This window comes from Reyranella sp., assembly GCF_017305915.1.
In the GTDB taxonomy this organism is placed as follows: domain Bacteria; phylum Pseudomonadota; class Alphaproteobacteria; order Reyranellales; family Reyranellaceae; genus Reyranella.
In genome coordinates this window covers 32,324-57,559 of record NZ_JAFKJN010000040.1, presented here as the reverse complement: position 1 = coordinate 57,559, position 25,236 = coordinate 32,324, and the positions used below count along the sequence as shown (strand labels likewise).

The following is a 25,236-nucleotide window of genomic DNA, read 5'->3' as shown; positions in this document are numbered from 1 at the left end:
GGGTTTGCGAAGACAACGGCCGGGGCCCAAGCTCCCCAACGACGTGCAGTCTTGGTGCCAGACGGGCTCTCCTGCCGCGCCAGAGGATCGGGTGCGAGCCGATCCTCTGGCGACCGCAGTCTGCACCCATTCCAAGACACAAGGTGCCCGCGTCTTACGCTGACGGAGGGGTCATGACCCCTCCGTCGCGGATTACCGCGCCACCTCCCCCGATGACGGGGGAGGGTTTAAGCCGCCACCACCAACGTCGAGGCGAGCTGGCGCACCGAGCGCACCATCGCCATGGCGACCAGCTTGCCGGTCTTGCGGTTCTCCTCCGAGACGGCGACATCTTCCTTGAACGAGAAGCTGCCAAAGGCGCCCTCGGCTTCGAGCTCGACAATGTGGGTGGTGATGGTGGGATCGGCCACGATTACCACGCGGGTCCTGTCGAGGCCGAGGCCGGCAATCGCGGCGGCGGCCGAGATGTTGACGTTCTGCGGATAGAGCCGCGCGCCCTCTCGCACCGGGCCGTCGAACACGACCTTCGGCTCTTTCAGCGCATCGAGATCGCACAGCGTCTCGGCGACCGTGCCCTTCCAGGCCGACGGGTCCTTGCGCACGGTGACGGTGACCTTGTCGAGGCCGCCGACCTGGGCGCTGCTCAGGATGTCGAGCGCGCCGATGCCGGCCGACGGCAGGATCAGCCGGCGGCCGTTGGCCCTGGCGGCGGCGAGCAGCCGGTCGAACAAGGCGTCGTCGGTGAAGGCGCCGACCGAGGTCACCAGGAAATCGGCGCCGCGTTCCAGCACCCGCTGGCCGTGCGCGCGCACCGCCTCGTGGCCGGCGCATTCGGCGACGGCGTCGAATTTGTGGGCGAAGAAGCGCTCGGGATCGTGTGTGAGCTTCGCGTCGTTGCGCGGCCGGCGGACCAGCACGGCGGCGAGCTCGATGTTCTCCAGGCCGGCCGCCTCGATGTGCTTGCCGATGGTGCCATAGCCGATGAGGCCCAATCGGACTTTGGGCTTCACGTGAGCTTCTGCTCGACCCAGCGCGCCCAGGCGATGAGCTGGTCGTCGCCGCGATGCGGGCCGATCAGCTGCACCGACAGCGGCAGGCCGAACGGGCCGGTGCCGAAAGGCAGCGCGATGCAGGGCGGTCCGAGGAAGGTCCAGAAGCGGTTGAAGAGCGGATCGCCGGTATGGCCGAGGCCGGCCGGTGCTTCGCCGCGCGCCGCGGGTGCCAGCAGGATGTCGAACTGTTCCCAGACCTGCGCGAGGTCGGCCTGGGCGCGTTGGCGGCGCTTCTTGGCGTCGGCCATCTGCGGGCGGCTGACGGCGTCGCCGACCTCCAGCGCCGCGGTCAGGCCGGGCGAGATCAGGTGGGGGAAGCGTTCGCGCTCGGGGCCGTAGTAGATCGTCGCTTCCTTGGTCATGACCCGGTTGTGGGCTTCGATCAGCCGGTCCCAGCTTTCGGGCATCTCCCAGTCGCGCACCCTGGCGCCGGATGCGCGCAGGGCCTTGGCGGCGGCTTCGAGGTTCTTGGCATTGTAGGGATCGGTCATTTCCCACCAGCGGGTGCGGGCGAAGCCGATGCGCGGCGGCCGGACCGGTGGATCGGCCGGCGCATGGCCGTAGGCGGCGCGGACCAGGGCCAGATCGTTGGCCTCGCGGGCGAAGAAGCCCAGCGTGTCGAGGCTCCTGGCGTAGGTCTTCACGCCGGTGAGGTCGGCCCAGCCGTAGGTCCCCTTGTAGGCGACCACGCCGTTGAAGGCTCCCGGCCGGATCACCGAGCCCGAGGTCTGGGTGCCGTAGCCCAGCGGCGCCATGAAGTCGGCCACCGCCGCCGCCGAGCCCGACGACGAGCCGGCCGGCGTGTGGCGGAGGTTGTGCGGGTTGTGGGTCTTGCCGGCATGGCCGCCGGCGAACTCGGTGGTCACCGCCTTGCCCAGCACGATGGCGCCCGCCTGGACGAGCTGCGTCACGCAGGCGGCGTCATCGCCCGCCTGACGGCCGCGATAGATCGGCGAGCCGCATTCGGTGGTCATCGCCCTGGTGTCGATGATGTCCTTCACCGCCAGCGGGATGCCGTGCAGGGGGCCGACTGGCCGGGCGCGCTTGTCCAGCATGTCGGCCCGCTTGCGCGCGCCCTCGGGGTCGAGCGCCTCCCAGGCATGGACCTGGCCTTCGCGGGCGTCGATGCGGTCGAGGCAGGCCTCCACCAGATCGCGCGCCTTCAGCCGCTTCTCGGCCATCTGTTTGACCGCGGCGCTGGCCGACAATTTGTTGGGCGATCTCGCCATGGGCTACTTTCCCCTCCCGCTGGATTGGCGGCAGAATGCTACCCCATGAGCATTCCCTTCGCCGTCCGTAAAATCGGACACGCCGTGATCTTCGTTTCGGACATCGAACGCTCCAGGCGCTTCTATACCGAGGTGCTGGGCTTCCAGGTCTCCGACATCTACGACGGCTCGATGATGCCGGGCGGCATGGTGTTCCTGCGCTGCAACGGCGATCACCATTGCCTGGCCCTGGTCGGCGACAAGGGTGACGCCGCCAACGGCAAGAGCCTGCACCATATCGCCTTCGAGCTCGCCACGATCGACGAGGTGTTCCGCGCCCGCGACCATCTCGTGGCGCACGGCACCAAGATCACCTTCAACGGCCGCCGCCGCGCGGGCTGCCAGGTCGCGGTCGAGTTCCTCGATCCCGACGGCCATCACCTCGAGCTCTATTGGGGCCTCGACCAGGTCGGCTCCGACGGCCGGGCGCGGCCGTGGGAGGAATGGCGCCAGAAGACCACGCTCGAGGAGGCGGCACGCATCGCGCCGCCGGGCCAGGACACCACGATCCACGACGCCGCGCTGCGCGCGCGGATCGAGGCGGCGACCGACCGGCCCGCCTGACTTGATCGGCGCTAAAGCGCGGGATGAGTTGGGTCGGACTCAGAATTCCTTTCTGCGCGCGTAGCGCGGCGAGGCGACGCGCCGGAGGGGCATGAGCAATACGACGGATGCTCATGACCTCGCCGGGCCCGCCGGGAATTTCTTTTTCGAGTGGGCGTAAATTTTCCGCGGCCGAGCCCGCGATTTTCAGGGAAAAACGCGCCCCGCGCATCGACGGCCCCGATTTCGCGCTCGCGGGCGACGTCATTATGGGCAATGGAACGGTCGATTCGCCTGCGTTTGCTTAAGGATTCGCGCGTTCCATTGCCCATAATAGGTGTACGAGGCGCCCTGGTGCAGGGTGGCGCGCATGATGATGCGCCACGTTACGACCCGTCTCGAAGCGGCCGCTCGCTGCCTGCGCGCGGCCCTTCAGGGACTCTCGAGAGAGTGTTTTTCAGGGGGGTGGGGGTGTCGGTGGATTCGTGGACTCCGGGCCGAAAACGCCGATGGCATCGGCATCGAACCGGTCCACACCCGAGTGGACTCTTGTGGACTCCCGGCGTCCGGGCGGGCAGGCCGGCCCGCCGGACGGAGCTCAATCCATCACGCGCTAGTCGCCCGCGGGGGTCGCCGGCGCCTTCGCCTTGCCGGTGCCCTTGATCTTCTCGCGTGCCCACTGGAACGAGACGTAAAGGCCCGGGATCACGAAGATGCCGAGGAACGACGCCGCCAGCATGCCGCCGAACACCGCGGTGCCGACGGCGCGCTGGGTGGCGGCGCCGGCGCCCGACGAGGTCACCAGCGGCACCAGGCCGAGGATGAAGGCGAACGACGTCATCATCACGGCGCGGAAGCGCAGATGGGCGGCGTTGGTCGCGGCCTTGACGATGTCCTCGCCGTGGGCGCGCTGCTCCATCGCGAACTCGACGATCAGGATGGCGTTCTTGGCCGCCAGCGCGATCAGCACCACGATGCCGATCTGGGCGAAGATGTTGTTGTCCAGCCCGGTCAGGAACAGCGCCAGCACGGCGCCGAACAGGCCGGCCGTCACCGACAGCAGCGCCGCGACCGGGATGGTCGAGCTTTCGTAGAGACCGACCAGGAACAGATAGGCGAACACCAGCGCCAGGCCGAGGATGAAGCCGGTCTGGCCGGCCGCCGCCTTCTCCTGGTAGGCGGTGCCGGTCCATTCGTAGGCATAGCCCGCCGGCAGGGTCTCGCGGGCGAGCTTCTCCATGGCGGCGATCGCCTGGCCGGTCGAGAAGCCCGACGCCGGCGCGCCCTGCATCGTCACCGAGCGCAGGTTGTTGTAGCGGATGATCGAGCCCGGCGCGGTCACGAGCTGCACGTCGGCCACCGCCTGCAGCGGCACGAGGTCGCCGGACGAGGTGCGCAGGCGGACGCGGAAGACGTCCTCGACCTTCTTGCGCTCGTCGGCATCGGCCTGGATCTTCACCTGCCAGGTGCGGCCGAACAGGTTGAAGTCGTTGGCGTAGGTGCCGCCCATCGCGGTCTGCAGCGCCGCGAAGATGTCGGAGATCTGGATGCCCAGCGCCTGTGCCCGCTCGCGATCGAGCTTGAGGTAGATCTGCGGCGTCGCCGCGCCGTAGGTGGTGAACACGCCCGCGAGCGCGGGCACGTTCTGGGCCGCCGCCATCAGGGCGCGGGCGACCTGGGCGAGCTCGACCGGCGGCGCGCCGGCCAGGCTCTGGATCTGGAACTCGAAGCCCGACGAATTGCCCAGTCCCATGATCGGCGGCAGGTTGAAGGCGAAGGCATTGGCCGACGCGATCTGCTGGAACGCCGCATTGAGCTCGTCGAGGGCGGCGAACACCGAGAGCTTGGGGTCCCGGCGCTCGGCGAACGGCTTCAGCGCCACGATCACCAGCGCGCGGTTGGGCTGGGCGAGGCCGTCGAGCAGGCTGTAGCCGCTCACGGTGAAGACGCTCTGCAGCCACGGCTTGCCGGCGATCAGGCTCTCGATTTCGGTCACCGCGTCGAGCGTGCGGCTGGTCGAGGCCGCCTCGGGGAGCTGCAGCTCGGCCATGAAGGCGCCCTGGTCCTCCTCGGGCAGGAAGCCCGACGGCACCAGCGACCCGACGCCGACGGTGCCGAGCGCGAAGCCCGCGACCAGGATCAGGGCGATGAAGGCGCGCCGGGTGATCGGCGTCACCAGCGTGACGTAGCCGTCGCGCGTCCGGTCGATGCCGCCCTGCAGCCAGGCCATCACGCCGGTCGGCTTCTTCTTGTGGCGCAGGATCAGCGAGCACAGGGCGGGCGACAGCGACAGCGCGTTGATCGCCGAGATCACCATCGACACCGACACCGCGACCGCGAACTGCTTGTAGAGCTGGCCGGTGATGCCGGGGATGAAGGCGGTCGGCACGAACACCGACAGCAGCACCAGGGTGATGGCGATGATCGGGCCGGTGACCTGGCCCATCGCCTTCTCGGTCGCCTCGGCCGGCGTGAGGTCGGGCTCGTGCTCGAGGATGTGCTCGACCGCCTCGACCACCACGATGGCGTCGTCGACCACGATGCCGATCGCCAGCACCAGCGCCAGCAGCGAGATGGTGTTGGCCGAGAAGCCCAGCGCCAGCATGACCGCGAAGGTGCCGATCAGCGCCACCGGCACGGCGATGATCGGGATCAGGGTGGCGCGCAGGTTGCCGAGGAAGACGAAGACCACGATCGCCACCAGCACGAAGGCCTCGATCAGCGTGTGCTTGACGCTCTCGATCGTGGCCTCGACGAACACGGTGGTGTCGTACATGACGTCGTAGGCGACGTCCTCGGGCATGCGCGGCTCGAGCTCCTTCATGGCCTTGCGCACCGCCTGCGCGGTGGCGAGGGCATTGGCGCCGGGAAGCTGGAAGATCTGGATGCCGGCCGACGGCTTGCCATTGTAGCGGCCCACGGAGTTGCTGGTCTTGGCGCCGAGCTCGACCCGGCCGATGTCCTTGATGCGCACCAGCGCGCCATCGGGCATGGCGCGCACCACGATGTTCTCGAACTCCTTGACGTCGGTCAGGCGGCCCTGGGTGCTGATGTTGAGCTGGAAGTCGACCGGTCCCATCAGGGGGGCCGCGCCGACCAGGCCGACTGCGGCCTGGACATTCTGCGACTGCACCGCCTTGACCACGTCGCTGGGCGCGATGTCGAGGCTCGACATGCGGTCGAGCTTCAGCCAGACGCGCATCGAATAGTCGAGCGCGCCGAACAGCTCGGCGCTGCCGACGCCCGGCACGCGCTTCAACGTGTCGAGGATGTTGATGGTGACGAAGTTCGACAGGAACAGCGCGTCGCGGCTGCCCTTGGGCGAGGAGAAGGCGACGACCTGCAGCAGCGCCGACGACTGCTTCTTGGTGATCACGCCGTTGCGCTGCACCTCGGGCGGCAGCAGGGCCAGCGCCTGGTTGACGCGGTTGGTGACGTTGACGGTGTTGAGGTCGGGATCGGAGCCGACCGCGAAGCTCGTCGTCAGCGTGTAGCTGCCGTCGCCGCCGGAGACCGACTTCATGTAGATCATCCGCTCGACGCCGTTGACCTGCGCCTCGATCACCTGGGCGACGCTCTCCTCGACCGCCCGGGCCGAGGCGCCGGGATAGGAGGTGGTGACCTGGACCTGCGGCGGCACGATGTCGGGGAACTGCGCCACCGGGAGCGCGGTCAGCGCGATCAGGCCGGCGATGGTGATCACCGTGGAGACGACGAAGGCCAGCCGCGGCCGGCGGATGAAAACCGACGAGATGGTCATGGGATCACCGGCTCGGCATGGACGGCGAGGCGGGCGCCTCGCTGGGCGCGACGGTCATGCCGGCGCGCACGCGCTGCTGGCCCTGGACGATCACCTTCTCGCCGGCCTTGAGGCCCTGCTCGACCGCCAGCAGGCCGTCGCGCGCCGTGCTCGTCCTGATCCGGCGCTGCTCGACCACGTTCTTGTCGTTGACCACGAACAGGTAGGACCCGGCCTGGTCGAGCGCGACGGCGGCTTCGGGGATCGCCACCACCGTCGGCGCCTTCTCGGCCTCGAGCACGACACGCACCGTCATGCCGTCGGTCAGCGTCTGGTTCTTGTTCTCGAACACCGCGCGGATGATCTGGCCGTCGGTCCTTGGATCGACCGTGACGTCGAGGAAGTCGAGCTTGCCCTTCTCGGAATAGAGGCTGTCGTCGGCCAGCCGGAGCTGCACCACCAGCCCGTCGCCGCCGCCGCCGCCTTCGCGGCGCGCCTCCAGGAGCTCGCGCTGCGTCACCGAGAACAGCACGCGCATCGGGCTCTCGGTCACCACGGTCGCCAGCACGCCCGAATCGGGCGAGACCAGGTTGCCGGGCGAGACCGCCGCCTTGCCGATGCGGCCGGCGATCGGCGACTTGATCTCGGTGTAGGAGAGGTTGATCTGGGCGTCGCGCAGTTGCGCCTCGGCCTCCTCGAGGGCGGCCTTGGCCTGCAACTGCTCGCTCTGGCGCTGGTCGTAGACGGCCTGCGTGCCGGTATTGGTGCGCAGCAGCTCGGCGGCGCGCTTGAACTGGATCTCGGAATTGACCAGCGCGGCCTTGGCGGCGTCGCGCTGCGCGATCTTCTGGTCGACCGTCGCCTGGTAGGTGTCGGGCTCGATGGTGAAGACGACCTGGCCTTGCTTCACCGGATCGCCGTCGGTGAACTTGCGCGGGCCGAGGAAGCCCTTCACCCGGGCGCGCAGGTCGACCTTGTCGACGGCGGCGACACGGCCGATGAACTCGGACCGCGCGCCCAAGGGCTTGAGCTCGGCCTTTTGCACGAGGACGGCGGGCGGCGGCGCGCCCTGCTGCGCTTGCGCCACGCCCAAACCGGTCGCGCAAATCAATGCAACGACTGCCAAAAGCCGCATCCTCACCATCTTTGCTCCCCGGCTTCTCGCCTGACGGCGAGACTGCCGGGATTTGCAGAGTCCGTCACTGATTTAGATCAAGCTTTCACAGGCCGGGAAATGGACGCGGCCAGCGCATGGGCGGCGGCGAAAGGTGCGGCTTACCGGCCGTCAAGAGGGTATGAAGCGGGCATGTCGCTCACCCTGTATTTCCATCCCCTGTCGTCCTACTGCCAGAAGGTGCTGATCGCCCTCTACGAGGCCGGCACGCCGTTCGCGACCGTGGTCGTGAACTTCGGCGATGCCGAATCGGCCGCCTCGTTCCGCAAGCTGTGGCCGGTCGGCAAGATGCCGGTGCTGCGCGACGCCGCGCTCGACCGGACGGTGCCTGAATCGAGCATCATCATCGAGTATCTCGGCCAGCACTATCCGCGGGGCACGGCGCTGATCCCGGCCGATCCCGACCAGGCGCTGCGCACGCGGCTCGCCGACCGATTCTACGATCTCTATGTGCACGATCCAATGCAGCGCATCGTCGGCGACCGGCTGCGGCCCGACGGTGCCAAAGACCCCACCGGCGTTGCGGCCGCCCAGGCGATGCTGCGGCAGTCCTACGACGTGATCGACGCGGAGATGGCGGGCCGCACCTGGGCCGCAGGCGATGCCTTCACCCTGGCCGATTGCGCCGCGGCACCGCCCTTGTTCTTCTCCAGCAAGCTGGTGCCGTTCGGCGAACGCCACAATCTGCAGGCCTACTTCCGGCGTCTCAGCCGGCGGCCTTCGGTGGCCCGTGCCTTCAACGAGGCCGAGCCGTTCCTGAAGTTCTTCCCGGGCTGAGGGCCAGCGGGCCCGCCGTCAGAACATCGTGTTGGTGTTGGCGGCGGTCTCGGGGACGTCCTGGATGACGTCCCAGTGCTCGACGATCTTGCCGTTCTCCCGCCGGAAGATGTCGACGATGGCGCGGCCGCGCTGGCCCGGCTCGCGCGTCGAATGGACGTGCAGCACGACCAGATCGCCCTCGGCAATCGCCCGCTTGATCTCGCTTTTCGAGTTCGGGAACTTTTCCTTGAGCAGCGCGACCAAGCGCTGGAGGCCCTCCGGTCCATCGGGGACCAAAGGGTTGTGCTGGATGTAGCGCGGCCCGAAATGCCTGGCCGCGGCCTCGAAGTCCTTCTGGTTCAGGGCCTTCTCGTAAAAGTCGATCACGATCTTCTTGTTGGTCGCGGGGTCGGCGGCAAGCGCCGGCCCCGCGAACCCGACCGCCCAGGCGGCTACGAGAAGCGCGGCCGCGAGAAGGCCGCGCCGCATCAGTGCGCCATCAACAGCGGTACGCGGCAGGACGAGATCACCTTGCCGGTGGCGCCGCCGAGGCCGAGGAAGCTCAGCACCTGGCCGCGGCCATAGGCGCCCATCACCAGCAGGTCGGCGTTCTTGTTGTGGGTGTAGGTGAGCAGCGCGCGGCCGCGGGCGCGGCCCGATACGGCGCCGGGATCGATCGCGTCGATGTTCGCGTTGATGTTGTTGCGCGCGAGGTTGCGCGCCAGGTAGGAGGCGCCGACATCGTCCGGCTTGGAGCCGACCACCAGCAGCGTGACCTTGCTCGCCTTCTCGAGGAAGGGCAGGGCGTATTCCAGCGCGCGGGCAGCCTGGAAGCTGCCGTTCCACGCCACCACGACCGAGTTGAAGTTGCCGTTGCCGGGATTGGGCGGCGCGATCATGACCGCGCGGGCGCATTCGTAGATCGCCGCTTCGACGGTGGCCGGCGCCACGTTCTCGGGATCGGCGCCGGGGCGGCCCAGCACCAGGAGGTCGGAGCAGCGGCCCATCGCCACCATGGCGTCGAGGGTCGCGGTCTTGGCCGCGGTGTAGGTGGCGCCCTTCACCAGCGCCAGCGTGTCCTTGTAGGCGCGCTCGCTCTGCTTGCTGCGCTCTTCCAGCCGCTCGTCGTCGAGGTTCATGATCAGCGGCATCGCCTCGCCGCTCATCGCCAGGCCGCCGACCATGCCGCCGGCCGGCCCGACCGGCAGGTGCAGCGCGTCGACCGCGCCGTCGAATTCCGTCGCCACCCGGGACGCCAGCTTGAACGACATGGCCGCGTCGGGACCACCCTCGGACACGGCCAGGACCGACTTCATCATCTCTCTATCTCCCCCAAAGGCAACGGCTGCAGGTACACGGGCGCAGTTTAGCCTCAATCCGCCACGGCGCCCACACCCTCGCGCGTGCGGATCCATTGCACGATGGGCAATGCCAATAGCACCATCCAGGTCTTGCCGACGATCTGACCCTCGAGGAATTCGAGGCTGCCGAAGGCCAGGTAGAGGAACAGCAGGCTGTCGGCGATCAGGCCGACCACGCTCGACGCCAGGACCGCGATCACCAGCCCGCGCTTCTGCAGCGGCGTGTAGACCGCGAAGTCGGCAAGCTCCGACAGGAAGAACGCGGTCGTCGAGGCCAGCACCAATTGGGGCGGCGCGACCGCGCCCGACAGCACGGCTCCGGCCACGATCGCCAGCAATGCCGCCACGCGGCCCAGCCGGCGCTGCACCAGGTCGCGCAGCACCAGGGCGATGCCGATCATCAAGACGCCCGACGGCGCCATCAAGGGACCGCCCTGCGGACTCCAGGGGAGTACCGGCAACAGGCACGGCACGCCGCTGCCCGGCACGCAGCTCACGCCGACATGGCCGATCATCCAGTTTGCCAGCGGGATGCAGGCCATGAAGGCGAGGAAATAGGCGAGACCCTCGGCCTTGCGCGCGTTGAGCGACATCTTTGGCCTGGCAGTCATGCGAGACTCTTCTGCCACTGCTCGAAGCCGCGCTTGCGCAAGCCGCAGGCCGGGCACTCGCCGCAGCCGTAACCCCAATCGTTGCGCGGCCCGCGCTCGTTGCGATAGCAGGTATGGGTGTGCTCGAGCAGCAGCTCGATCAGCGGCTCGCCGCCGAGCTGATGGGCGAGGCTCCAGGTATCTGCCTTGTCGAGCCACATCAGCGGCGTCTGCAAGGCGAAGCTGCGATCCATGCCGAGATTGAGCGCGACCTGCAGGCTCTTGATCGTGTTGTCGCGGCAGTCGGGATAGCCCGAGTAGTCGGTCTCGCACATGCCGCCGACGAGATGGCGGATGCCGCGCCGCCATGCCACCGCGGCGGCGAAGGTGAAGAACAGCAGGTTGCGGCCCGGCACGAAGCTGTTGGGCAGGCCGTCCTTCTCCATCTGGAAGGCGGTCTCGCGGGTCAGCGAGGTCTCGCTGATCTGGCCGAGAGCGCCCATGTCGACGAAATGGTCGGCGCCCAGCCGCCCGGCCCATTCCGGGAATCGGCGGCGGATCTCGTCCAGCACGACCAGCCGTTGATCGAGCTCGATGCGATGGCGCTGCCGGTAATCGAAGGCAATGGTCTCGACCGTTTCGAAGCGGTCGAGCGCCCAGGCGAGGCACGTGGTGGAGTCCTGGCCGCCGGAGAACAGCACCAGGGCAGAGCGGGAAGCGATCATTTCGGGGTTCATGGCCTGCAACCTTTTGCCGCGCTAGAGTGTTGGAACTTTTGAGAGGGTTTGTATCCGGAAAGGGGGACGCATGTTCGTTTCCGATATCCTGTCTCAAAAAGGCGGTCTGGTGTTCACGGTCTCGCCCGGCACCATCTTGGCCCAGATTGCCCAGCAGCTCAGCGTCCGCCGGATCGGCTCGGTGCTGATCATGGCCGACACCCACAGGGTGGCGGGCATCGTCTCCGAGCGCGACATCGTGCGGGCGATGGCCGACCGGGGCGCGGGCGCGCTCGAGCTCGAGGCGCGCGAGGTCATGACCCGCGAGGTCCAGACCTGCCATCCCGACGATTCGATCGAGCACGTCATGGAGATGATGACGCGCGGCCGCTTCCGCCACCTGCCGGTGGTCGACCACGGGGAGCTGATCGGCCTGATCTCGATCGGCGACGTGGTCAAGGCGCGGCTCGAGGAAACCCGCCACGAGACCGAGGCGCTCAAGGCCTATATCTCCGCCGGTTGATCGGCTCCGCCCGCGTCCGTACCATGGCGGGCGATGCGCGCTGCCCTTGCTCCGACGATGCTTGCCCTGCTGATGGGCGCCTGTACCATCTCGCCGCCGGTCTTCGAAAAACCGCCGCTGGTCGCGAAGATCGACCGGCAGAGGATCGAGCGCGACAACTGCATGCTCGCCAAGGCGCCGCAGTTCGACGACCACAGCGCCGACGTCCGCCCCATCGCCCGGCGGGTCGCCGCCGCCTGCTGGGACGAGACCGAGAAGCTGATGACGATGACAGTTCCCTATGCCGACGATAGGGCGCGTCTCGGCTTCCAGCAGGAAGCCGAGCGGCGCGCCGCCGACATCGTGCTGACCTTCCGCGGCGTCGGCAATCCGGCCGACGGCCGCCCCGGCACGCCGACGCCGTTGTCCAAGTAGCGGCGGAACGCGCTGCAGCCGATGCGGGACGGCGTCGACATCGTGCCGTCGGCGGATCACCTTCTATATCGGCCAGAGCAACGTCGCCTCGTCCTACGGCGCGACGGGGGCGCAGATCTTCCTGCTCGGTGCGGAGTTCAGCCGCGCCTACGCCAGACGCTGCGGGAGTCATGCCAATCCGTGATCGTGTGCTATTGAGCAATCCTCCCCAGTCATCTGGGGAGGTGGCGCCGTCATACGGCGACGGAGGGGTCATGCGCCGCACACGTGCTGTGGCTCATGACCCCTCCGCCCGCGATTCCGCGGGCACCTCCCCCGCCGACGGGGGAGGAAGAGCCGCGGAGAACGCATGTCACAGGCATTGCAAGGGAAGATCGCGCTGGTTACCGGCGGCGGGAAGAACATCGGCCGCGCGATTGCGCTCACCCTGGCGAAGGACGGCGCCACCGTCCTGGTCAACGGACGCAGCGACCGCGAAGCGGTCGAGTCGGTCGTGCAGGAGATCAAGGCCGCGGGCGGCAAGGCCGAGGCCGCGATGGGCGACGTCTCCGACCCTGCGGTGGCGCCGAAGCTCGCCAAGCAGGCCGAGGCGCTGGGCGGCGTCGACATCCTGGTGAGCAACGCCGGGCTGCGCCGCCAGACCTCCTTCCTCGACATGACGTTCGAGGAATGGCGCGAGATCATGTCGGTGGCGCTCGACGGCGCCTTCCTGCTGGGCAAGGCCTTCGTGCCGCAGATGGTGGCCAAGGGCAAAGGCGGCGCTTTCGTCGCCATGTCGGGCGTCTCCACGCACGTAGGCACGCTGAACCGTTGCCACGTCTCGGCGTCGAAGTCGGGTCTCGAAGGGCTGATGCGTGCGCTGGCGCGGGAGCTCGCGCCGCACAAGATCACCTGCAACGCGGTGGCACCCGGCGCCATCGACACCGCGCGCGCCGCCACGGCGGGGCCGCGGCCGATCCAGGGTCGGCCGATCCCGCTCGGACGGCTCGGCAATGTCGAGGAGATCGCCGCCATGGTTCGCCTGCTGGTCGGGCCGGAGGGGCTCTTCATCACCGGCCAGACCATCCACGTGAACGGCGGTGAGTTCCTGACATGAGAAACCTCGTCACCGACGTGCCGGGCATCAAGGTCGGCAGCGCCCACGATGCGCGCGCCGCGACCGGCGTCACGGTGGCGGTGTTCGACAAGAGCTGCGTCGCCAGCATCTCGCGGCTGGGCGGCGCGCCGGGCGATCGCGCGACGGGTTTGCTCGAGCCCGAGATGACTCGCGGCGTGATCGACGCTGTCGTGCTGTCGGGCGGCTCGCTCTACGGGCTCGATGCCGCGGGCGGCGTGTCGGCGGTGCTGTGCAAGCAGGGCAGGGGCGCCGCCTTTGGCGGAATCGTGCTGCCGGTGGCGGTGCAGGCGATCCTGTTCGACCTGATGAACGGCGGCGAGAAGGACTGGATCAAGGCGCCGGTCGAGCACCGGCCGCCCTACTGGGATCTCGGGCGCGATGCCGCGCTGGCGGCCGCCGAGGCGTTCGCGCTCGGTACCGTCGGCGCGGGCTATGGCGGCACCACGGCCAACCTCAAGGGCGGGCTGGGCTCGGTGAGCCAGCGTACCGCGAGCGGCTTCACCGTTGGCGCGCTCGTGGCGGTGAATGCCGTCGGCATGGCGACGATCGGCGACAGCAAGCACTTCTGGGCGGCGCCCTACGAGCAGGGCCGCGAGTTCGGCGGCCACGGCCAGCCCGAGAAGGTGCCGGCCAAGGCGCTGGAGCTGCGCTTCAAGGGCCAGCCGGTGCAGGCGACGGCGACGACCATCGCCATGGTTGCGACCGACGCCACGCTCACCAAGGCCGAGTGCAAGCGGCTCGCCATCATGGCCAACGACGGTCTCGCGCGGGCGCTGCGGCCGGTGCATGCGCCCAACGACGGCGATACGGTGTTTGCCGTCTCGACCGGTCATGCCGGCCCGGGCGGCGAGCCGCCGGTGCTGACCGAGCTCGGTTCCGCTGCGGCCGATTGCCTGGCGCGCGCGGTGGCGCGCGGCGTCTATGAAGCGACGGCGTTGCCCTACGCGACGTCGCTGCCCGATTATCGGGGGCGCTTCGGCGGGTGAGGAGAGGCGGCCGATGATGGGCTACGTGATCGTGTTCCTGGGCGCCGGTGTTGGCGGCGTGATGCGGCATGCCATGAACATCTGGATCGCGCGGCTCGCGGGCACGCATTTCCCGATGCATACGTTCTTGATCAACATCACCGGCTCGGCGGTCATGGGCCTCGTCACGGGATGGTTCATCTTCAGGACCGATCCCGGCGGCCACCTGCGGCTGTTCCTGGCGACCGGCATCCTCGGCGGCTACACGACCTTCTCCGCCTTCTCGCTCGATGCGGTGCTGCTGTGGGAGCGGCACGAGCATCTGCTGGCGGCCTGCTATGTCGGCGGCTCCGTCGTGCTGTCGGTGATCGGCCTGGTCGCCGGCCTGTGGCTCATGAGGATCGCGCTGGCGTGAGCCGGACCTTCGATGTCGTGGTGGTGGGCGCCGGCGCGGCCGGCCTGATGTGCGCGATCCGCGCCGGCCAGCGCGGGCGCAAGGTGCTGCTGCTCGACCATGCCGAGAAGGTCGGCAAGAAGATCCTCATCTCCGGCGGCGGCCGCTGCAACTTCACCAACCTCGAGGCGCGGCCCGAGGCGTTCCTGTCGGGCAACCCGCATTTCTGCAAGTCGGCGTTGGCGCGCTACACCCAGCACGATTTCATCGCTCTGGTCGATAAGCACCGCATCGCCTGGCACGAGAAGACGCTCGGCCAGCTGTTCTGTGACGGCTCGTCCCGCCAGGTCGTGGCGATGCTGCTCGCCGAGGGCGAGGCGGCGGGCGTCGACGTGCGGGTCGCCCACCGCATCACCGCCATCGAGAAGGCCGACCGCTTCACCGTGCGCACCGACAAGGGCGACTTCGCCGCGCCCGCCGCGGTGCTGGCAACCGGCGGCCTGTCGATCCCCAAGATGGGCGCGACGGGATTCGCGCACGAGACGGTGCGCCGCTTCGACCTCAAGATGACGCAGACGCGGCCGGCGCTGGTGCCCCTCACGGCCAAGGTGCCGGAGCTTGCCGGCGTCTCCCTGCCGGTGATGGCGCGCTGCGGCAAGGATCAGTTCCGCGAGGCCATGCTGTTCACCCATCGCGGCCTGTCGGGGCCGGCGATCCTGCAGATATCCTCGTACTGGAAGCCGGGGCAGGAGATCGCCATCGACCTGCTGCCCGACGTCGATGCAACGGCGTTCGTGAAGGAGCGCCGTCAGGCGCGACCGAAGGCCGAGCTGCGCACGCTCCTCGCCGAGGTGATGCCGCAGCGCCTCGCCAACGTTGTCGCAACCGAGCGCGTCGAGACCTTGAACGATTGGCGCATCACGCCGACCGGCACCGAAGGCTACGCCAAGGCCGAGGTGACGCTGGGTGGAGTCGACACCGACGAGCTGTCTCAGCGCACCATGGAAGCGCGCAAGGTGCCCGGCCTGTTCGTGATCGGCGAGGCGGTCGACGTGACCGGCTGGCTGGGCGGCTACAATTTCCAATGGGCGTGGTCGAGCGGCTGGGCCGCCGGCGAGGCGGTGTGAACAATCCTCCCCATTCAGATGGGGAGGTGCCCCGCTCATAGCGTGGCGGAGGGGTCTTGGGCGACAACGGCGCTGCGGCTCATGACCCCTCCGTCAGCGTAAGACGCTGACACCTCCCCATATGAATGGGGAGGAATTTAGTGGCCGAGGTAGCTCTTGCGCAGGCCGGGATGCTCGGCGAGCTCGCGCGCCGGGCCGGACAGGGCGACGACCCCGCCCTCGAGCACATAGGCGCGATGGGCGATCGCCAGCGACTGCACGACGTTCTGCTCGACCAGCAGGATCGACAGCCCCCCGGCATTGAGCCGGCCGATCAGCGCGAACATCTCCTCGACCAGCAGCGGCGAGAGGCCGAGCGACGGCTCGTCGAGGATCAGGAGCTTGGGTTCGCCCATCAGGCCGCGGCCGATCGCCAGCATCTGCTGCTCGCCGCCGGAGAGCGTGCCGGCGGGCTGCGTCCAGCGCTCCTTGAGGCGCGGGAAGATCTCGACCACGTGGGCGAGGTTCTTCTGCCGGCCGCTGCGGCCGCGGCGATAGCTGCCGAGCTCGAGGTTGTCGCGCACCGACAGGGTGGGGAAGATGCGGCGGCCTTCCGGCACCTGCACCAGTCCGGCCTCGACGATGCGGGTCGACCGCGCGCCGGTGATGTCGCTGCCCCCGAACCGCACCGTGCCGCCGAACGGGCGGTAGAGGCCGCAGACGTTGTTGTTGAGGGTCGACTTGCCGGCGCCGTTGCTGCCCAGCAGGGCCACGATCTCGCCCGTGCCGACCGCGAGATCGACGCCGCGCAGGATCTCGATCGCGCCGTAGCCCGCGCGCAGGCCCTTTACCTCAAGCACGCAGCACCTTGGCGGCGCCATGGCCGAGATAGGCTTCGACGACCTCGGGATTCTCGGCGATCGCGGCCGGCGTGCCTTCGGCGATCATGCGGCCCTGGTTCAGCACATAGACGCGCTCGGCAAGCGAGGTGACGGCCTGCATCACGTGCTCGATCAGCAGGATGGTGACGCCGGCGGTGCGGATCTCGCGGATCACCTCGACGATCTCGGCGATCTCCGTCGGGTTGAGGCCGGCCATCACCTCGTCGAGCAGCAGCAGGCGCGGCCGCGTCGCCAGCGCTCGGGCAAGCTCGAGCCGCTTGCGGCCGGCGACGGTCAAATCGGAGCCCTGGCGGTCGAGCTGGCTGGTCATGCCGACCCGCGCCGCGACCGCCTCGGCGAGGTGCATCGCCTCGCGGCGGTCGGCGGTGCGGAAATAGGCGCCGACCATGATGTTCTCGCGCACGCTGATGCGCGCGAAGGGCTGCGTGATCTGGAAGGTGCGCACCATGCCGGCGGCGCAGACCTGGTGCGGCGCCAGCCCGGTGATGTCGTGGCCGGCGAAGGCGATGCGACCCGAATCGGGCGTGTGGAAGCCGGCGATCGCGGCGAACAGCGTGGTCTTGCCCGCGCCGTTGGGCCCGATCAGGCCGACGATCTCGCCCTCCGCCACGTCGAGCGAGGCCTTGTCGACCGCCTTCAGGCCGCCGAACGCCTTGGAGAGTTCGCGGACCTCAAGCATGGCGGCGCTTCAGCAGGCTGGCGAAGCCGTCGGGCAGGCGGGCCACGATCAGGATCAGCATGGCGCCGTAGACGACCAGGCTGAGCGGCTGCACGTTCTTCAGCGCTGGGAAGACGCTCGCGGCATTGCGCGTCAGCTCGTTGATGGTGGTGAGCGCGATCGAGCCGATCAGCGGGCCGAAGATGGTGCCGGCGCCGCCGACCATGGTGACCAGCAGCATCTCGACCGACTTGTCGATGCCGAAGGCGATCGACGGATCGATGTAGAGGTACTTCTGGGCATAGAAGGTGCCGCCCGCCGCGCACATCGCGCCGGAGAGCGTCAGCACCTTCACCTTCTCGGCAAAGACGTCGATGCCTAATGCGCGCGCCGCGTCCTCGTTTTCGCGGATCGCCACCAGGCGGGCGCCGAAGCGGCTGCGGGTCAGCCACCAGGCGATCGCCAGCGACACCAGGCAGAGCGCGAGGGCGAGATAGTAGGGCGCGATCGGTGTCGCGAACTGGAAGTTCTCGAACCGCGAATCGGCCTTGATCAGCATGCCGAGCCCGCCGCGCGTGAAGCCGGCCGAGTTGGCGACGATGCGGAAGACCTCGGCGAAGGCGAGCGTGATCAGCGCGAAGTAGGAGCCGCGCAGGCCCGCTCGGAACGACAGGAAGGCGATGCCGGCGCCGACCAGCCCGCCCATCGCCGTCGCCACCGGCCAGGCGAGCCACGGGTTCCAGCCGTAGCTGACATGCAGGATGGTCGAGGTGTAGGCGCCGACGCCGAAGAACACCGCATGGCCGAACGAGGTCTGGCCGGCGAAGCCGCCGGAGACGTTCCACGACTGGCCGATGAAGGCGGTGAAGAACATCAGCATGCCGACCGTGATCAGGTAGTTCGGCACCAGCAGCGGGTAGACCAGCGCGGCAAGCAAGGCCGCGGCCAGCGCGGCGTTCCTCATGCGCGGGCTCCGAACAGGCCGGTCGGCCTCAGCAGCAGGATCAGGATGAAGATCAGCGAGATGCCGATCTGGCCGAGCTGCTCGCCGAGCAACAGGCCGCCGATCGATTCGGTGATGCCGATCAGGAAGCCGCCGACCGCCGCACCGACAAAGCTGCCCATGCCGCCCAGCACGACGGTGGTGAAGGCGACGAGCACGAAGGCATAGCCCGACTGCGGCGTCACGTAGAAGGTCGGCATCAGCAGGCACGCCGCGGCACCGAGGCAGGCGATGCCGATGCCGTAGGACACGGCGAAGATGTGCTCGACATCGATGCCGACCAGGCGCGCGCCCTGGCGCTCCTTGGCAACCGCGCGGATCGCCTTGCCGGTGTCGCTCCTGGCCATGAACAGGCCGAGCCCCAGGCAGATCGCGATCGCGGCGGCGCAGGAGATCACCTTGGGCAGCGGCAGGAAGGCCGCCCCCAGCTCGATGATCTTGCCGGCATAGGGCACGTCGATCGTCTCGGTGTCGCCGCCGAAGAACAGCAGCGCGCCGTTATCGGCGATGATCGAGACGCCTAATGTGATCAGCAGGATGTTCTCGTCCTTGCCGTGGCTCCAGCGGCCGATCACGCCGCGATAGAGCACGAAGCCGATTGCGAAGGCGCCCGCCGTCACGATCGGCAGCGCCACGTAGGGATCGACGCCCGAGAGCTTCCACAGGAAGAACACCGCGTACATGGCGAGCATCAGCAGGCTGCCATGGGCGAAATTGATGATGTGCAGGACGCCGTAGATCAGCGTCAGGCCGACGGCGACCAGCACATAGATGCCGCCGGCCAGCAGGCCGTTCAGCACGCCGGCGAGGATGATCTGCGGATCGAGCATGACTCCCTACGTCGTCCCGACTCGCGCGGATGAAATCCGCGCTTTAGCGCGCAGCGCGGGGTGGAGGGACCTGTTCTGAGGTTGAGACTCCAAGAAGAGGTCCCTCGACTTCGCTTCGCTCCGCTCGGGACGACGGGCGGGTCTCGTCACGGTCAGCCGAGCTTCGGCTTGGGGAAGACCGGCTTCATCTCGGCGAACTCCGCCGGGGCGATCACCTTGATGTCGCCCTTGTCGGCCTGCAGCACGGCGGCCTTCGCGCCTTCGTTCTGGCCGTTGACGAACTTGGTCGGTCCGTAGGGCATCAGCTCGGCCTTGAAGGTCGAGCTCGCCAGCGCCGCCGTGAGCTTCTCCTTGTCGGCCGAGCCGGCATGCTCCAGCGCATCGGCCAGCAGGCCGACCACGGTGTAGGCGAGATAGACCTCGAAGGTGAACTCCTTGCCCGCGGCCTCGACGCGCTTCTTCAGCGCCTGCGCCTTCTCGGACTTCGGATTGTACCAATGGTTGGTGTCCATCATGTACTGCGACACCTCGGGCTGCTCCTTGGCGAACTTGTAGTTGAAGCCCCCGCCCAGCACCGAGAACATGCCGGCAAGATTGACCTTCTGCTGATGGAGCGTGCGCGCCAGCAGCACGTATTCGTTCTGGTAATTCGACATCATGACGATGTCGGGCGCGCTCGAGCGGATGCGCAGCGCGATGTTGTCGAAGTTGCGTGTCGGGTTGTCGTGCCCGATCAGCTCCTTGGCGGCGATGCCGATCCCGGGCAGCTTGCCGGCCAGCAGCTTGGCGGTGCCGGTGCCGAACTCGCCCGACTCGTGCACGATCACCGCGGTCTTGGCGACGCCGCCGGCCGCCTTGTTCATCGCGCCGAGCGCCTCGATGCCTTGGTCGACGCAGACGCCGAAGCCCGGCTTGATGCGGAACACGTTCTTGAGGCCGCGGCTCACGATCAGGTCGGAGGCGCCGACATCGATCAGGAACGGCGTGTTGTACTTGGCGGCGGCCTGGCTGGCGGCGATGCCGACCGGGCTCTGGTAGCAGCCGATATAGGCCGCGACGCCGGCCTCGTTCATCTTCTCGACCTCGGCCACGCCGACCTCGACCTTGGACTGGCTGTCGCCGAACAGCGGATCGAGCTTGGCGCCGCCCATCGCCTTGATGCCGCCCGCCTTGTTGATGTCCTCGACCGCCATGGTGGCGCCGAAGCGGCCCTGGGAGCCGGCAAAGGCCACGAAGCCGGTCACCGGATGGATGATGCCCACCTTGACACCCGCCGGCTGCGCCCCGCCGATCAGCGGGAAGCCCATGGTTCCGGCAAGCGCGGTCGAGCCCGCCATGAACCCGCGTCGCGAAACCGGCATTTTCTGCTTCTTGGCCATTCTCTGCCTCCCTGATCAGCGCGCGCGACGCTACGATAGCGCCCGCAAAGGAACAACCCATGCCGAAGATTCTGACGCAGGCTCAGGCCGACCAGTACGCGAACGAAGGCTACGCATTTCCCGTGCCGGCGCTGTCGGCGGACGAGGTCCGCTGGATGCGCGCCGACCTCGAAGCGTGGGAGGCCAAGCAGGGCCATCCGCTCGACTTCCCGGAGAAGAGCAAGTCGTACCTGCTCTATGGCTGGGCCGACGCGCTGGTTCACCATCCGAAAGTGCTCGATGCGGTCGAGGACGCGATCGGGCCCGACATCCTCGTCTATCACTCGACCATGTGGATCAAGGAGGCGCACACGCCCGCGCATGTGCGCTGGCACCAGGACGGCGCCTACTTCTTCCTCGATCCGCTGGAGCATGTCACCGCCTGGGTGGCGCTCTCCGAGGCGTCGGAGAAAGCAGGCTGCATGCGGGTGGTCCCGGGCACGCATCGCCTGCCGATGATCGAGCACGACGACAAACCCTCGCCCGACAACATGATCAAGCGCGGCCAGGGCATCAGCGACCGCTTCGATCAGGAGACCGGCGTGTCGATGCCGCTTCGCGCCGGCGAGCTGTCCTTGCACCACACCGCGCTGGTCCATTGCTCGCCGGGCAACGGCAACGACGACCGCCGCATGGGGCTGGGCATCAGCTTCATCCCCGCGCACGTGAAGCCGCTGGGGCCGGTGAAGCCCAGCGCGCTGCTGGTGCGCGGCCGGGACCGCTATGGCCATTTCGTGCCCGAGACGCGGCTCAAGGTGCCGATGTCCGCCGACGCGCAGGCCGCGCATGCCGACGCGGTAAGGCTGTTCCGCCTGCGCCAGGACCAGGGCTTCAAGACCGCCGCCGAGTAAAGCCGATAATAATAATGGCGCGTTGGCTCCTCCTTCTTCTCGCCCTGCTGCTGCTCCCGGCGGGGGCAGAAGCGCAGCCCGGGCCGTATCGCCAGACGGCGAGCGTGCTGTCACACTATCCCGATGTGGCCGGCATGACGCTCGACTGCCCCGCTTTCCGCGCGCCCGAGCCGTCGCTCACCCGCCAGGAAGCGATGCTCGATTTCCTCACGGCGCTTGCGCGCGAGTCCGGGCACGCGCGCCTCGCCAGCATCGGCCGCTCGACCCAGGGCCGCGACATCCCGGTGGTCTATCTCACGGCCGAGGGGCTCGACGATCCCGCCGCGATCCGCCGGCTCGGCCGGCCGGTGATCTGGCTGATCGGTCAGCAGCACGGCAACGAGCCGGCGGGCGGCGAGGCGATGCTGGCGCTGGCGGCGGCACTCGGCCGCGGCGAGCTCGGCACCTTGCTCTCGAAGATCACCGTCGTGATCGTGCCGCGCGCCAATGTCGACGGGGCGGCGGCCGACAAGCGCGTGCTGGCCTCGGGCGCCGACAGCAACCGCGACCACCTGCTGCTGAGCCAGCCCGAAGTGCGGGCGGTGCACGCGGCAATGAGAGTCCTGCCACCCGATGTCGTGTTCGACCATCACGAGTTCAGCGTCGCCTGGCGCTGGGTCGAGAAGTTCAACGGCCTGCAGGGCTCGGACGTGATGATCCTCGAGGCGACCAATCCGTCGATCCCGAAGGCATTGTCCGATATCGCGCGCAACCTCTACCGGCCGGCGCTCGAGGCGGCGATCAAGAAGCAGGGCCTGACCAGCTTCGACTATGTCACCACCGATCCAACCGCCGACAGGCGGGTGTCGCTCGGCGGCACCGCGCCGGGCATCGCGCGCAACACCTTCGGCCTGCGCGGCGCGGTCTCCTACCTGATCGAGACGCGCGGCGTCGGCATCGGCCTGCAGAGCTACCAGCGCCGCGTCTCGACGCATTTCCTGCTGGCCCGGGCGGTGCTCGAGGTGAGCGCGGCCGATCCCGCCGGCCTGCTGCGCCAGCTCGCCGCGGCACGCGCTGCCGCCGCATCCGATCGCGCCGACCTTATCGTCAGCCACGACCAGGGCGAGCGCGAGGTCGACCTGCCGCTGATCAACGCCGAGAGCGGCGCGCCGATGCCGACGCCGGTGCGGCTGATCGACAGCCGCGACATCCGCCCGGTCGACGTGCGATCGCGGCCGGCCGGCTATCTCGTGGTGCGGGCGTCGGCCGACGTGGCCGAGCGCCTTGGTCTCAACGAAGTCAAGGTGCACGAGGTGGCGGCCGGCAGCGCCCAAGACGTCGAGGCTTACCGCGTCAGATGGACCGGCAGCCGCAAGCGCCGCGAGGCGATCAATCCCGACCAGTCGGTGCAGGTAACCATCGAGAAGAAGACGATGGACGTGCCGGCCGGCACGCTGTTCGTGCCGATGGACCAGCCGGCGGCCGGCATCGTCGCCGGCGCGCTCGAGCCCGATTCGCCGGGCAGCTATGTCGGCGTCGGCGTCATCCCGATGGCCGCCGACGAGATCGAGGCGCCGGTCTACCGCGTGATGGACGCCTCGAGCCTGACGCTCAAGTGAGGTCGCCCGAAGACCGACGGCGGCAGGGGGTAGCGCGCCAGCGCTAACAGCGCCAACTCGCCCCCGTCCCACCCGTCCAAAGGGAGTGTGGGACGGGTCGGATGCCGATGGCATCGGCATCGGAGGCCTGTGAGTCCCAAATTTTTTTGAGCGAATTCCCCGGTTCGCGTTTTGCTTCGCCGGCGCATCGCATACAAGGCCAGCATCATCATGCGGGCGACTCTGCATGAGGGCGCGCCAAACACCTATTATGGGCAATGGCCGCTCGCGTTCCCTAGGGAATCAGGAGCGAGACTCGCGTTCCATTGCCCATAATGAGGCGCGCGCGTGACGGCTTATCCACAGCCACCGTACGTCGTCACATCATCGTCGTCCTGTAGTGCTGGGCGATCTCGCCCGGCGTCGCCTGCCAGATGTTGCCGAAGCGCTCGATCCGGCGCAGCGCCTCGTCGAGATACTTGATGCGATGCGCCATGCCCATCAGCCAGGGATGGACCGACAGGTTGAACACCTGGCCGCCCTCCTGGTGCAGCCGCTCGAAGGCATCGCCCACCAGGTCCGGATAGCGCGGCGTGGCGATCCGGCGCAGCCAGAGCTGCTGCACGTCGTCCCATTCCGGCTGGTTGGGCATCGACACGAACGGCTTGCCGACCTTCATCGGGTAGGGCTGGTCGTCGTTGGGCCAGTCGAGCACGTAGTCGAGGCCGGCATCGGCCAGGAGCTGCGGCGTGCGCTGGCTCTCGCCGTATTCCTGGCCGAGCCAGCCCTTGGGCCGCACGCCCGAGACCTTCTCGACCTCGGCGATGGCGGTGCCGATCTCCGAGCGCTCCTCTTCCTCGCTCATCTTGGACGAGATCATGCGGTTGGCCGACACGCCGTGGGCGATGAACTCGTACTTCCGCTTCTTGAGCTGCTCGATCAGGAAGGGATAGCGCTCCGCCGCCATGGCATTGACCGCGACGCCGGCGCGGATCTGGTAGCGGTCGAGCACGTCGAGCACGCGGAAGATGCCGGTGCGGTTGCCGTACTCGCGCTGCGTCCAGGTGCGGTAGTCGGGGGTGTAGTTGCCGAACTCGCCGACGAAGCGGCTGTCCTTGACCACGTTCTCGGCCGGCAGCAGCTCGTAATATTCGAGCGTCAGCACGACACAGAAGGCGACGCGCGTGCTCTTCGGCCAGGCGAGCTTGGGCCGTGCCGGGAACGGCGCGTAGTCGTACCAGGGATTGTCCATCCCGGGCTGGAGCGGCGGCGGGTTCTTCGGGACCTTGGGAGGAACGTTCATCCTACGCCTCCTTCCCGAGATGCTGCTGGTAGGCTTCGAGCCCGTTCTCGGTGTACCAGTCGAGGATCTCTTCGGCGGTGCAGATCCAGGCATCCTTGTGCTTGCGGATGTAGCCGAGCGCCCGGTCGAGATATTTCAGCCGGTGCGGCGCGCCCATCATGTAGGGATGCAGCGCGATGCACATCACGCGGCCGTTCTCGCTGCCCTCGCGATAGACCGTGTCGAAGTGGTCGACGATCATCTGCGCGAATTCCTCGGCCTCGACCGGCTGGCGGTAGATCATCGCGTCGTTGAGATCCATCGAGTAGGGCACGTGGATCAGCGGCCCGTGCCGGGTCGCGAGCGGCGTCGGCTGGTCGTCGTGATAGAAGTCGCAGAAATACTCGAGCCCTGCCTCCTTGACGATGTCCGGCGTGACGAGCGTGTTGGACACCGCGGGCGAGAACCAGCCGCGCAGCTTGCGGCCGGTCAGGCGCAGGTGCGTCGCCTTGCTGTGCTCGATCACCTCGCGTTCTTCCTCGGGCGAGTAGCCCCAGTGGTAGCGCGTGTTGAAGTAGCCGTGGCTCATATACTCCCAGCGCCGCGCCTCCATCGCCTCGAGGATCTCGGGATACATCTCGATCACCGACATCGACAGCGAGACCGTGCAGCGGACGTTGTGCTTGTCGAGCACCTCGAACATCCGCCACAGGCCGACCCGGTTGCCGTAGTCGCGGCCGCCATAGCCCAGCACGTCGGGATGCGGCATGCGCGGCCACGGGTTGCGGACGCGCACCTCGGCCGGCTGGTACTCGTAGTGCTCGATGTTGGGGCAGACCCAGACGGCGACCCGGGCGCCTTTCGGCCACGAGAGCTTCGGTCGCGAGAGGATGGGGGAATAGCCGAACCGGTAGGGGTCCATGCAGGATCCTTCTTCTTGGGGCCGCGAGTGCATCACGCAGTTGACGGCGACGCAACAGCCGCCATGCTGATT

26 protein-coding genes are annotated in these 25,236 nt (G+C 68.2%); 11 read left to right on the top strand and 15 right to left on the bottom strand.

What is annotated here, in order from left to right; genetic code table 11:
- Positions 1-227 precede the first annotated feature (227 nt).
- Both J0J01_RS30390 and J0J01_RS30385 read right to left on the bottom strand, forming a co-directional pair.
- Entirely contained in the window at positions 228-1,010 is a 783-nt protein-coding gene (locus tag J0J01_RS30390; RefSeq protein ID WP_296387380.1) for an aspartate dehydrogenase, read from the bottom strand.
- Positions 1,007-2,281, bottom strand: coding sequence for an amidase (locus J0J01_RS30385; RefSeq protein WP_296387379.1), 1,275 nt, complete (start codon positions 2,279-2,281; stop codon positions 1,007-1,009). Before J0J01_RS30385 ends, J0J01_RS30390 begins: the two co-directional genes overlap by 4 nt.
- 45 nt (positions 2,282-2,326) lie before the next feature.
- Between J0J01_RS30385 and J0J01_RS30380 the strand changes: the two genes are divergently transcribed.
- Positions 2,327-2,884, top strand: a complete 558-nt coding sequence (locus tag J0J01_RS30380; protein WP_296387378.1) for a VOC family protein — start codon at positions 2,327-2,329, stop codon at positions 2,882-2,884.
- A gap of 113 nt (positions 2,885-2,997) precedes the next feature.
- The gene (locus J0J01_RS30375; protein ID WP_296387377.1) at positions 2,998-3,171 is read left to right on the top strand and encodes a hypothetical protein; all 174 of its coding nucleotides are present in this window, start codon (positions 2,998-3,000) and stop codon (positions 3,169-3,171) included.
- 305 nt (positions 3,172-3,476) lie between these two features.
- On the opposite strand, the gene J0J01_RS30370 is transcribed toward J0J01_RS30375, so the two are convergent.
- Positions 3,477-6,623, bottom strand: coding sequence for a multidrug efflux RND transporter permease subunit (locus J0J01_RS30370; RefSeq protein ID WP_296387376.1), 3,147 nt, complete (start codon positions 6,621-6,623; stop codon positions 3,477-3,479).
- Between the two features lie 4 nt (positions 6,624-6,627).
- Positions 6,628-7,689, bottom strand: a complete 1,062-nt coding sequence (locus J0J01_RS30365) for an efflux RND transporter periplasmic adaptor subunit (RefSeq protein WP_296387375.1) — start codon at positions 7,687-7,689, stop codon at positions 6,628-6,630.
- A gap of 219 nt (positions 7,690-7,908) precedes the next feature.
- Between J0J01_RS30365 and J0J01_RS30360 the strand changes: the two genes are divergently transcribed.
- Positions 7,909-8,553: a glutathione S-transferase family protein gene (locus tag J0J01_RS30360; protein WP_296387374.1), complete on the top strand. Its 645-nt coding sequence runs from the start codon at positions 7,909-7,911 to the stop codon at positions 8,551-8,553.
- 18 nt (positions 8,554-8,571) lie between these two features.
- Here the strand turns inward: J0J01_RS30360 and J0J01_RS30355 are convergent, their stop codons facing one another.
- From J0J01_RS30355 to queC, 4 genes are read right to left on the bottom strand one after another with little or no spacing between them, the layout of a single operon-like run.
- On the bottom strand, positions 8,572-9,024 hold the full coding sequence (locus J0J01_RS30355; RefSeq protein WP_296387373.1) for an ester cyclase: 453 nt from the start codon (positions 9,022-9,024) through the stop codon (positions 8,572-8,574).
- Entirely contained in the window at positions 9,024-9,854 is an 831-nt protein-coding gene (locus tag J0J01_RS30350) for a universal stress protein (protein WP_296387372.1), read from the bottom strand. The genes J0J01_RS30355 and J0J01_RS30350 overlap by 1 nt, the downstream gene beginning before the upstream one ends.
- A gap of 53 nt (positions 9,855-9,907) precedes the next feature.
- The gene (locus J0J01_RS30345; protein ID WP_365738837.1) at positions 9,908-10,507 is read right to left on the bottom strand and encodes a VUT family protein; all 600 of its coding nucleotides are present in this window, start codon (positions 10,505-10,507) and stop codon (positions 9,908-9,910) included.
- Positions 10,504-11,211 (bottom strand): 7-cyano-7-deazaguanine synthase QueC, encoded by a 708-nt coding sequence (queC, locus tag J0J01_RS30340; protein ID WP_296387371.1) that lies wholly within the window; start codon positions 11,209-11,211, stop codon positions 10,504-10,506. The genes J0J01_RS30345 and queC overlap by 4 nt, the downstream gene beginning before the upstream one ends.
- 82 nt (positions 11,212-11,293) lie before the next feature.
- Here queC and J0J01_RS30335 point away from each other — a divergent pair, with 82 nt between their 5' ends.
- From J0J01_RS30335 to J0J01_RS30310, 6 genes are all read left to right on the top strand, one after another.
- Entirely contained in the window at positions 11,294-11,725 is a 432-nt protein-coding gene (locus J0J01_RS30335; protein WP_296387370.1) for a CBS domain-containing protein, read from the top strand.
- 33 nt (positions 11,726-11,758) lie between these two features.
- The gene (locus tag J0J01_RS30330) at positions 11,759-12,139 is read left to right on the top strand and encodes a hypothetical protein (RefSeq protein WP_296387369.1); all 381 of its coding nucleotides are present in this window, start codon (positions 11,759-11,761) and stop codon (positions 12,137-12,139) included.
- Positions 12,140-12,488: 349 nt separating this feature from the next.
- Positions 12,489-13,235, top strand: a complete 747-nt coding sequence (locus tag J0J01_RS30325) for an SDR family NAD(P)-dependent oxidoreductase (RefSeq protein WP_296387368.1) — start codon at positions 12,489-12,491, stop codon at positions 13,233-13,235.
- A complete protein-coding gene (locus J0J01_RS30320) occupies positions 13,232-14,242 on the top strand; it encodes a P1 family peptidase (protein WP_296387367.1) in 1,011 nt (336 codons plus the stop codon). Before J0J01_RS30325 ends, J0J01_RS30320 begins: the two co-directional genes overlap by 4 nt.
- 16 nt (positions 14,243-14,258) lie before the next feature.
- On the top strand, positions 14,259-14,636 hold the full coding sequence (gene crcB, locus J0J01_RS30315; protein ID WP_296387381.1) for a fluoride efflux transporter CrcB: 378 nt from the start codon (positions 14,259-14,261) through the stop codon (positions 14,634-14,636).
- Complete coding sequence (locus J0J01_RS30310; protein ID WP_296387366.1) at positions 14,633-15,742, top strand: NAD(P)/FAD-dependent oxidoreductase; 1,110 nt, start codon at positions 14,633-14,635, stop codon at positions 15,740-15,742. The genes crcB and J0J01_RS30310 overlap by 4 nt, the downstream gene beginning before the upstream one ends.
- Positions 15,743-15,879: 137 nt before the next feature.
- Here the strand turns inward: J0J01_RS30310 and J0J01_RS30305 are convergent, their stop codons facing one another.
- From J0J01_RS30305 to J0J01_RS30285, 5 genes are all read right to left on the bottom strand, one after another.
- Positions 15,880-16,581: an ABC transporter ATP-binding protein gene (locus J0J01_RS30305; protein WP_296387365.1), complete on the bottom strand. Its 702-nt coding sequence runs from the start codon at positions 16,579-16,581 to the stop codon at positions 15,880-15,882.
- Positions 16,574-17,302, bottom strand: a complete 729-nt coding sequence (locus J0J01_RS30300; protein ID WP_296387364.1) for an ABC transporter ATP-binding protein — start codon at positions 17,300-17,302, stop codon at positions 16,574-16,576. Before J0J01_RS30300 ends, J0J01_RS30305 begins: the two co-directional genes overlap by 8 nt.
- Positions 17,295-18,245: a branched-chain amino acid ABC transporter permease gene (locus tag J0J01_RS30295; protein WP_296387363.1), complete on the bottom strand. Its 951-nt coding sequence runs from the start codon at positions 18,243-18,245 to the stop codon at positions 17,295-17,297. Before J0J01_RS30295 ends, J0J01_RS30300 begins: the two co-directional genes overlap by 8 nt.
- Positions 18,242-19,114: a branched-chain amino acid ABC transporter permease gene (locus J0J01_RS30290; RefSeq protein WP_296387362.1), complete on the bottom strand. Its 873-nt coding sequence runs from the start codon at positions 19,112-19,114 to the stop codon at positions 18,242-18,244. The genes J0J01_RS30295 and J0J01_RS30290 overlap by 4 nt, the downstream gene beginning before the upstream one ends.
- A gap of 152 nt (positions 19,115-19,266) precedes the next feature.
- Positions 19,267-20,493 carry an ABC transporter substrate-binding protein gene (locus J0J01_RS30285; protein ID WP_296387361.1) on the bottom strand — a complete coding sequence of 409 codons (1,227 nt, stop codon included), beginning with the start codon at positions 20,491-20,493 and terminating at the stop codon, positions 19,267-19,269.
- Positions 20,494-20,552: 59 nt separating this feature from the next.
- Here J0J01_RS30285 and J0J01_RS30280 point away from each other — a divergent pair, with 59 nt between their 5' ends.
- Positions 20,553-21,383: a phytanoyl-CoA dioxygenase family protein gene (locus J0J01_RS30280; RefSeq protein WP_296387360.1), complete on the top strand. Its 831-nt coding sequence runs from the start codon at positions 20,553-20,555 to the stop codon at positions 21,381-21,383.
- A 14-nt stretch (positions 21,384-21,397) separates the two neighbouring features.
- Positions 21,398-22,981, top strand: coding sequence for a M14 family metallocarboxypeptidase (locus J0J01_RS30275; RefSeq protein ID WP_296387359.1), 1,584 nt, complete (start codon positions 21,398-21,400; stop codon positions 22,979-22,981).
- A 358-nt stretch (positions 22,982-23,339) separates the two neighbouring features.
- Here the strand turns inward: J0J01_RS30275 and J0J01_RS30270 are convergent, their stop codons facing one another.
- Both J0J01_RS30270 and J0J01_RS30265 read right to left on the bottom strand, forming a co-directional pair.
- Complete coding sequence (locus tag J0J01_RS30270) at positions 23,340-24,263, bottom strand: polysaccharide deacetylase family protein (protein ID WP_296387358.1); 924 nt, start codon at positions 24,261-24,263, stop codon at positions 23,340-23,342.
- Between the two features lies 1 nt (position 24,264).
- The gene (locus J0J01_RS30265; protein WP_296387357.1) at positions 24,265-25,164 is read right to left on the bottom strand and encodes a polysaccharide deacetylase family protein; all 900 of its coding nucleotides are present in this window, start codon (positions 25,162-25,164) and stop codon (positions 24,265-24,267) included.
- Between the last annotated feature and the right edge of the window lie 72 nt (positions 25,165-25,236).

What these genes read in the sequence shown, in the direction of transcription:
- J0J01_RS30380 (WP_296387378.1), top strand. Translation starts at nt 2,327, where the DNA reads ATGAGCATTCCCTTCGCCGTCCGTAAAATCGGACACGCCGTGATCTTC.
- J0J01_RS30335 (WP_296387370.1), top strand. Translation starts at nt 11,294, where the DNA reads ATGTTCGTTTCCGATATCCTGTCTCAAAAAGGCGGTCTGGTGTTCACG.
- J0J01_RS30280 (WP_296387360.1), top strand. Translation starts at nt 20,553, where the DNA reads ATGCCGAAGATTCTGACGCAGGCTCAGGCCGACCAGTACGCGAACGAA.
- crcB (WP_296387381.1), top strand. Translation starts at nt 14,259, where the DNA reads ATGGGCTACGTGATCGTGTTCCTGGGCGCCGGTGTTGGCGGCGTGATG.
- J0J01_RS30375 (WP_296387377.1), top strand. Translation starts at nt 2,998, where the DNA reads ATGACCTCGCCGGGCCCGCCGGGAATTTCTTTTTCGAGTGGGCGTAAA.
- J0J01_RS30385 (WP_296387379.1), bottom strand. Translation starts at nt 2,281, where the DNA reads ATGGCGAGATCGCCCAACAAATTGTCGGCCAGCGCCGCGGTCAAACAG.
- J0J01_RS30330 (WP_296387369.1), top strand. Translation starts at nt 11,759, where the DNA reads ATGCGCGCTGCCCTTGCTCCGACGATGCTTGCCCTGCTGATGGGCGCC.
- J0J01_RS30355 (WP_296387373.1), bottom strand. Translation starts at nt 9,024, where the DNA reads ATGCGGCGCGGCCTTCTCGCGGCCGCGCTTCTCGTAGCCGCCTGGGCG.
- J0J01_RS30300 (WP_296387364.1), bottom strand. Translation starts at nt 17,302, where the DNA reads ATGCTTGAGGTCCGCGAACTCTCCAAGGCGTTCGGCGGCCTGAAGGCG.
- queC (WP_296387371.1), bottom strand. Translation starts at nt 11,211, where the DNA reads ATGATCGCTTCCCGCTCTGCCCTGGTGCTGTTCTCCGGCGGCCAGGAC.
- J0J01_RS30295 (WP_296387363.1), bottom strand. Translation starts at nt 18,245, where the DNA reads ATGAGGAACGCCGCGCTGGCCGCGGCCTTGCTTGCCGCGCTGGTCTAC.
- J0J01_RS30320 (WP_296387367.1), top strand. Translation starts at nt 13,232, where the DNA reads ATGAGAAACCTCGTCACCGACGTGCCGGGCATCAAGGTCGGCAGCGCC.
- J0J01_RS30370 (WP_296387376.1), bottom strand. Translation starts at nt 6,623, where the DNA reads ATGACCATCTCGTCGGTTTTCATCCGCCGGCCGCGGCTGGCCTTCGTC.
- J0J01_RS30265 (WP_296387357.1), bottom strand. Translation starts at nt 25,164, where the DNA reads ATGGACCCCTACCGGTTCGGCTATTCCCCCATCCTCTCGCGACCGAAG.
- J0J01_RS30275 (WP_296387359.1), top strand. Translation starts at nt 21,398, where the DNA reads ATGGCGCGTTGGCTCCTCCTTCTTCTCGCCCTGCTGCTGCTCCCGGCG.
- J0J01_RS30345 (WP_365738837.1), bottom strand. Translation starts at nt 10,507, where the DNA reads ATGACTGCCAGGCCAAAGATGTCGCTCAACGCGCGCAAGGCCGAGGGT.
- J0J01_RS30325 (WP_296387368.1), top strand. Translation starts at nt 12,489, where the DNA reads ATGTCACAGGCATTGCAAGGGAAGATCGCGCTGGTTACCGGCGGCGGG.
- J0J01_RS30270 (WP_296387358.1), bottom strand. Translation starts at nt 24,263, where the DNA reads ATGAACGTTCCTCCCAAGGTCCCGAAGAACCCGCCGCCGCTCCAGCCC.
- J0J01_RS30350 (WP_296387372.1), bottom strand. Translation starts at nt 9,854, where the DNA reads ATGATGAAGTCGGTCCTGGCCGTGTCCGAGGGTGGTCCCGACGCGGCC.
- J0J01_RS30290 (WP_296387362.1), bottom strand. Translation starts at nt 19,114, where the DNA reads ATGCTCGATCCGCAGATCATCCTCGCCGGCGTGCTGAACGGCCTGCTG.
- J0J01_RS30360 (WP_296387374.1), top strand. Translation starts at nt 7,909, where the DNA reads ATGTCGCTCACCCTGTATTTCCATCCCCTGTCGTCCTACTGCCAGAAG.
- J0J01_RS30285 (WP_296387361.1), bottom strand. Translation starts at nt 20,493, where the DNA reads ATGGCCAAGAAGCAGAAAATGCCGGTTTCGCGACGCGGGTTCATGGCG.